The organism is Metalysinibacillus jejuensis, assembly GCF_003057615.1.
Lineage (GTDB): Bacteria > Bacillota > Bacilli > Bacillales_A > Planococcaceae > Metalysinibacillus > Metalysinibacillus jejuensis.
In genome coordinates this window covers 1-6,577 of the sequence record NZ_QAFW01000077.1, presented here as the reverse complement: position 1 = coordinate 6,577, position 6,577 = coordinate 1, and the positions used below count along the sequence as shown (strand labels likewise).

8 protein-coding genes and 1 pseudogene are annotated in these 6,577 nt (G+C 35.5%); 6 read left to right on the top strand and 3 right to left on the bottom strand.

The window, feature by feature from the left end; translation table 11 throughout:
- Positions 1-530 precede the first annotated feature (530 nt).
- The 4 genes and pseudogenes from DDE80_RS13455 to DDE80_RS15710 all read left to right on the top strand — a co-directional run.
- The gene (locus tag DDE80_RS13455; RefSeq protein WP_108308404.1) at positions 531-2,255 is read left to right on the top strand and encodes a hypothetical protein; all 1,725 of its coding nucleotides are present in this window, start codon (positions 531-533) and stop codon (positions 2,253-2,255) included.
- 565 nt (positions 2,256-2,820) lie between these two features.
- Positions 2,821-3,204, top strand: coding sequence for a hypothetical protein (locus tag DDE80_RS13450; protein ID WP_108308402.1), 384 nt, complete (start codon positions 2,821-2,823; stop codon positions 3,202-3,204).
- A 126-nt stretch (positions 3,205-3,330) separates the two neighbouring features.
- Positions 3,331-3,594 carry a hypothetical protein gene (locus tag DDE80_RS15715; protein WP_345788855.1) on the top strand — a complete coding sequence of 88 codons (264 nt, stop codon included), beginning with the start codon at positions 3,331-3,333 and terminating at the stop codon, positions 3,592-3,594.
- Between the two features lie 40 nt (positions 3,595-3,634).
- Positions 3,635-3,895 (top strand): annotated as a pseudogene (locus DDE80_RS15710) (JAB domain-containing protein); the annotation flags it as partial.
- Here the strand turns inward: DDE80_RS15710 and DDE80_RS13440 are convergent.
- The 3 genes from DDE80_RS13440 to DDE80_RS13425 all read right to left on the bottom strand — a co-directional run bounded on the left by DDE80_RS13440 (position 3,855) and on the right by DDE80_RS13425 (position 5,221).
- Positions 3,855-4,382 carry a hypothetical protein gene (locus DDE80_RS13440; RefSeq protein ID WP_108308401.1) on the bottom strand — a complete coding sequence of 176 codons (528 nt, stop codon included), beginning with the start codon at positions 4,380-4,382 and terminating at the stop codon, positions 3,855-3,857. The pseudogene DDE80_RS15710 and the gene DDE80_RS13440 overlap by 41 nt on opposite strands.
- A gap of 299 nt (positions 4,383-4,681) precedes the next feature.
- Entirely contained in the window at positions 4,682-4,978 is a 297-nt protein-coding gene (locus DDE80_RS13430) for a hypothetical protein (protein ID WP_108308399.1), read from the bottom strand.
- An 81-nt stretch (positions 4,979-5,059) separates the two neighbouring features.
- Complete coding sequence (locus DDE80_RS13425; RefSeq protein WP_108308397.1) at positions 5,060-5,221, bottom strand: YegP family protein; 162 nt, start codon at positions 5,219-5,221, stop codon at positions 5,060-5,062.
- Between the two features lie 374 nt (positions 5,222-5,595).
- On the opposite strand from DDE80_RS13425, the gene DDE80_RS15345 reads away from it, so the two are divergent.
- Complete coding sequence (locus tag DDE80_RS15345) at positions 5,596-5,769, top strand: hypothetical protein (protein ID WP_201261540.1); 174 nt, start codon at positions 5,596-5,598, stop codon at positions 5,767-5,769.
- A gap of 440 nt (positions 5,770-6,209) precedes the next feature.
- Positions 6,210-6,389: a hypothetical protein gene (locus DDE80_RS15340; protein ID WP_201261539.1), complete on the top strand. Its 180-nt coding sequence runs from the start codon at positions 6,210-6,212 to the stop codon at positions 6,387-6,389.
- Positions 6,390-6,577 lie beyond the last annotated feature (188 nt).

Genomic DNA, 6,577 nt, shown 5'->3' with positions numbered 1-6,577 from the left:
TAAATAACGTAAAAGCGTAGGGACATCGCATTTACGAGCCGTATCTTCAAAGCCGAATTCGGTAAGAATACCCGCGAGTTCTTCCTGTGAAATAAAGTTTTGAAGTAGTGTGAAAATCGTGGTATTCTTAGCAATGAGAGATTCCTCCTCGTAAAAAGTTTGTGTGGTAACTTACATTTTACATGGAATCTCTCTTTTTTATTAGTTTTTTACGGTGAAAATTAGCTAATCAACAGGCGTGAAAACAACTAACATTCAAAGTAGTTGGCGCAGCTAAGATTGATAAAGTATCATTAGGCAACGCAATTACAGATGGCGTCTACCAAGGATCTAAAGAAGAAGTAGTTCAAGTAATTGAAGTAAAAGACCAATTCGGTAACGACTTCATTCCAGCAAAAGAAGATATTACTTTAAAAACAGTCCCAGAAGTAGCAAACTTTGCAACAGTTTCTTACTACAAAGTAGATGAGAAAACAGGCAAAATCGAAACTCAAGATACAAAAGATAAATACACTAAAGGTGTAGCATTAGTGATTTCAGCTGAAAAAGTTGACAAACTAGAAGCTGACAAAAAAGTCAAAGTAACAGCAACAGTTGAAGGTAAAGAAGTATCAAAAGTAGACGTAACAGTAAAACCAGCAGCAGCACTTAAAGAAGTAAAAGCAACAGCAAAAACAACACAAGTAGCCCAAGGTGCAAGCACAGTAGTCCGTGTCGTACCAACAGACCAATACGGTAATGTGGTAGCTGAATTAGTTAAAGATACTAATATTACACTTGCTACAGGTAGCTCATTTGAAATTCCTTCATCAGGAGTTAAAGCAGTTGAAGAAGGCGACAAAACAGTTGGTTACGATGTAACAATCAAAACTGTAGATGAAGTTAAACCAGGTAAATCAACAGTTGAGTTTAAAGTCACAAAAGACGATGCTACTGCATCAGCAAAAGTAGACTTCACAGTAGTCGAAGCGATTGAAGCAATTGGCTCAGTAGAAATCAAAGAAGTAGAAGGCTTACAAAATGCAGCTCCAGAAGATGGCGTAAAACTTGAAGCAATCGTAAAAGACAAAGACGATCAAGTGCTTGAAGTAACTACAGATGACTTGAAATGGTCAATCACAGGTGTGAAAGACGCTAAAGGAAATGCGTTAACATTAACTGAAGATCCAGCAGGAACATACAAAGTAACACTTGCTGATAAAGAAGAAGTTACATTAACAATCACAGATGGCGTTCTTAAAACAGGTGGAAGCGAATCATTAAAAGGTCTTACAATCGATGTAGCTGTACAAGTAGAAACAGCAAACTTCAAAACAGCTGAAACAACAGTAACGATCACAGATGAAGCACTAGCTTATAAAGAAGGCTTCAAGATTGAAAAAGCATTCGAAGGTAAAGTAACAGATGCAACAAAAGCTAAAGAAGTAAAAGTAGAAAACAACACAATCGAAATTACAGATGAAGCAACGCAAGCTGTCACATTAACATTCACAGGAACAGACCAATACGGTGATATCTTCGGTATTACTGAAGGAGTAACAGCAGATAAAACATCATCATTAGCTACTGAAGCTGGTGATAAACTCTCTATTACATTAGCAGACGATACAAAGCTAGAAGATCTTCAAACAATCACAATTACATCAACAACAGGTGAAGACGGCGAAGTCTACATTTCATACGGTAAAGAACGCTTAGTGCTTAACGTAAAAGTATCAGCAAGCGTAAAAGCAATTGCGGAAGCGAAAGCAGCAATTAAAGCTTTACCAGCAGCTGATGCTGTAACAGTAGCTGACGCAGCAGCAATCCAAGCAGCACGTGACGCATTCGACAAGCTAACTTCTGATCAACAAAAAAAGGTTACTGCAACTAAATTAACTGATGCTGAAACTGCTTTAGGAAAAGTAAAAACAGCAAAAGGAAATTTAGAAACAGCTATTAACACAGTAAGCTTTACGTTGAAAGGTGAAACTGTTGCTGCAGGTGATACAATTACAATTGGCGATAACGTATACCTTGTAGTTGCTAATGAAACAAATGTAGGTGCAGTAGATAAAGATGTTAAATATGCAACTGTTGATCAAGCAACAACTCTATTTAATGCAATTAAAGCTGCTAAACTAGTTGCTGAAGCTACTGATAAAACAGAAACTCAATATAAAGCAGAACAAGACAAGTTAGATAAAGTAGAAGTTACTAAAGGTGCGATCGTAGTCTTTACTGAAGCTGTAGAAGCACAAGTTGGTACAAAATAAAGAATAAGAAGATGGAACTGAAGCTCCTTAATAAAACGAAACGAAACGTTACTCTATAAGCTAGTCTACTAGCGAAATGAGTGGAACTTAGCCCTATGAATTTATGACAAACTTAGATTTTACTAACTATAGTAAATATTAAAAGTCATTATAATTCATAGGGCTTTTTCTAACTGTTAGATTGTATTCACTGGTGAAAGTCCAGTGCATGGGCAACAGTGGCGAATAAATCGCAAAACGTGATGAAATCGTCGAAATAGGTGTCCACAGTAGGGCTGATCCGTAATGGATTGGCTCTACTTTTTGTTTCTTTTAAATATCGGGTGCCTGGCACCCACACTATATCGGGTGCCTGGCACTCACACAATTCACTACAATTCATAAAAATGCATAGTGTAATGCGATACTATGTTGAAAATAGGAAGTCCTTCGTAAGAGCAATCTTGCGAAGGGCTTTTTTGAATAGTGAGTGCTTTATTGTTTGGAGCTCTTGCTAGTAGTGCGATAGCAGCAAATGGTATACTAAAGCTATCGTAGTATTTTTTAGATGAGGAGAAGAACACAAATGAAACAGCATAAGAAATATAAATTAGGTATGGTAGGCTTGCTAAGTGCAGCGCTACTCCTTGGCGCTTGTCAAAGTAAAGAAGTGGTAGAGGTGAAACCACCTGTTCAAGAAAATATGAAGCTCGAAAGTGAACAAACAGGCGATAAAATTGATACTACGCAACCGAACCAAACGTATGTGGTAAAAGAAGGCGACTATAAGACCTTTTTAGAAAGTTATGAAAAACAGTATAAAGAAGACGGCTGGGATGTAGTATTAGATGCCAAACCTGACTTTATGACGTTTGAAAAAGAAGGCAAACAAGTGAAAGTAATGCCTGTCGAAACAGAAGAAGGCATTAAAGTCTTCTTGTATGAAGAGGTTGCCGAACAAGAATCGTAATAATAAAAAATATAAGCATATATTATAATCATGAAGCCAAGTAACTATTGGTAACGTATAGCGCCCATTCTCTTACAGGGAATGGGCGTTTTTATGTTGCCTAAAAAATACGAAGGAGGGCTTTTTATGTATACTACGATTCAACCTACGCAACAACTGCAATTACCTATCGGTGTCAAAGAGGAAATCCTGCCACAACCCCGTAAACGTGTGGCGATTGTTTCAGTAAAGTTAGTTAAAGAAGCAAGTCTTTATTACGCTAACCGTACCATTCGTAACCCACGTGACGGGGCAGCTAAAGGAACGTCCCTACGCCATGTCACATCCTGTGACGTAAGGGACGCAATAGCATCCTGCTACCGGAGAATTTCTAGGAGATGTCGATCGTGAACACTTTGTCGTACTTTGTTTAAATGTCAAGAATCAACCGACGCATATTAACATCGCACATATCGGAAGTTTAAATGCGAGTGTCGTCCATCCTCGTGAAGTATTTAAGCCTGCTATTTTAGCCAATGCCGCAAGTATTATGTGTGAGTGCCAGACACCCGATATTAGCATTAAAGCAAGCAAAAAGCCTTGTTGCGATGTGCAACAAGGCTTTTTTAGTGTATGCTCACTTAGCACTCAAATGACATACATTAATACTATTAACAATCATCATAAGTACAACGCAATTTTGAGTCAATAAAATCAATGTGTTTACGTAATTGCTTTGTATTTATGATAAGAGGGTTAGGGAGTGACTTATTTAATTTTTTATCAGTAGAGTAACGAAAATTATATGAGCCCTCATCCAAATTATGAAAAATATCAATAATTTCTTCCACTTTATTTACTGTATTTTGATTATGCATTGACAGTAAAAAAGGTTTAACCTCAGTAAATGATTTTTTCAAGTCATGTGATACTCTAGACAAATATAATTTATATTTGTCTGGCGTATTATGACTATAGTAAATATTTTTTAATAGCAACTCTAGGTATTGTCTATAACAAAATATTATAGGGAATATATACAAATCAGCAAGTTTCTTTTCAACCAAATCGTCTGCGGCACTTTTAAAAGAATTAATATAGCCAAACTCTATAGTGCTTCTCCCTAAGTGTTCTTGCCACCCATATAAAGCAACATACTCCGAACAATCATTTGAAAATATTTCTTGTTTTATACTCATTAAATAAATGTCCTCCTTAAGTAAAATGAACTTGATTACCTATCTGTTAATGCTTGATACATTCAGTAGCTATTCAATTTACTTTGTATTTATACTTTAATTCGCTATAAAATTGCTATTTACTAAACATAAAAATTACCTGTAGCCATTTCTTTTTGCATTTGCTAAACAATCGGATTTATTAACATATCCTTGCGAAGCTGCTCATACAATCTTACCGTTCGTTGCTATACGACGCCCTCTCCACTCACCTAAGCTATCCTTATAAAATTTGTGCGAGTGCCAGGCACCTAATATTTTTATTTTATGTTGAATTTCTCTTTTAATTCTTCACGTCGTTCTATTTTATCTGATAAACTTCGGATAGAAAAAGGAAAATTTTTGATGTTTTCTACGATATCGTCTAATTCCGATAAATCTACATCATCTTCATCTTCAATTACTTTGGAGACGATATCATTAAAATATTCTTGTTGCTCTTCAAGTTCAGCCTTTAATTCTTTAATACATTCATCAAGATTATTATCAATCAACTCATTAAGTTCATCTCGTTCAGCTTCGTCAAATTCCATCATCATTTTCTTTACTTGCCCCACCTTGCATTCCTCCTTATATAATAGCATTTAAAAATTAGCATAAGATGTGAGTACTAAACACTCTAGATTTTATAGTTTCAACTAGTCGTAGCCGTTTCGCTTAGCATTCGCAATGCAGTCGGACTTATTCACATAACCTTGCGTCGAAGCGCCTACAATCTTACCGTTAGCTGCCGTTCGTCGCCATCGCCATTCTCTAGAATTGTCTTTGTAAAAATCCCAACGGTCTTTTTGTATTTTCATTATAATCATCCTTTATAGTGTATTAGGTTTTTTAGACCTACAAATTATATCGGATAATAGTTATAAATATTTATTGAATTTTAGATAATTATGAATATTCAATTAGTAAAATGGAAAACAACTAACTAAATTGATAATTTAGTACATATAATTTTTAGTCAATACAAAACGCCCATTCCCTGTAAGAGAATGAGCGCTATGCGTTACCAATTGTTAATTGGCTTCATGATGATAATATATGCTTAAGTTTTTTATTATTACGATTCTTATTCGATAATCTCTTCATACAAGAAAATTTTGTGGGTGTCAGTCACCCAATATTTATTTGTTCCGTGTTATAATATCAGTAATAAAAGTGAAGGAGGTAATGTCACATGGCAACATCATCATTTGACAAAGACTTCACCCTTAAATCAGAACGTGCCGTTAAATCGTTTGTAAACATCGTGAATCATCCAAAACCAAGTAAGAAAATCGATCGCTCTTTAACGTCACCTGACCGCAGAAAGCAAGGTGAAGATAAATTAAAACGAATGTTCTCTCGCTAAAATCATTAATAGAAATAGGTGGTGAGCAAAATGCTCTGAAACTTATTTCTATTTTTTCTTGTTCAAAAGATCCTGACATTGAAAACTTCTTACATAATCCAAAAAAAGCAATTCACTATGAAAAGCTTGGTAAAAGTAGAACCTTCCTCATCTATAATGAGAATGCCGCAAATTTTGAGGATATCAAAATCATTGGCTACTTTTCACTTGCACTTCAAGTTTTTAAAGTACCACAAACTTTTAGTGGAAATAAGATAAAAAAATTAGATGGCTTTTCTGCAAATAAAGGTGGTCAAAAAATCACTGAATTTCCTGTTCTACTTATTGGGCAATTAGCGAAGAACGAAAAGTATAAAGCAGCAATAACAGGCGATGAATTAATGACATATTGTTTATCTACGATATTAGATGGACAAGAGTTATTATCAGGAAGGATCATCATGCTTGAATGTAAGCCTATCGCTGCGTTAATTTCACTATATGAGCGTTTTGGTTTTGGATTAATTGAAGAAGAAGAACCTGCTTCAAACGGGTTAGTTCAAATGATTCGCATTTTACAAGAACATGAATTGGTTTCACCACCTGTCGATGATAAACTCAAGCAGCTATTCGAGGAATAAATGATGACACAGCTAAGGTTTAAGAATAGCTGTGTCATTTTTGTTATTGTTCCACCACATTGTAAGCCCCCAATCAAATAACGCATATAAACACCCTGGCACCTCCGGTACGATAAACGTATCAATTTAAGGAGGTGCTTTTTTATGCCAACGAATCAACCGACAATTGTGCCAGTTTATCTAGATCC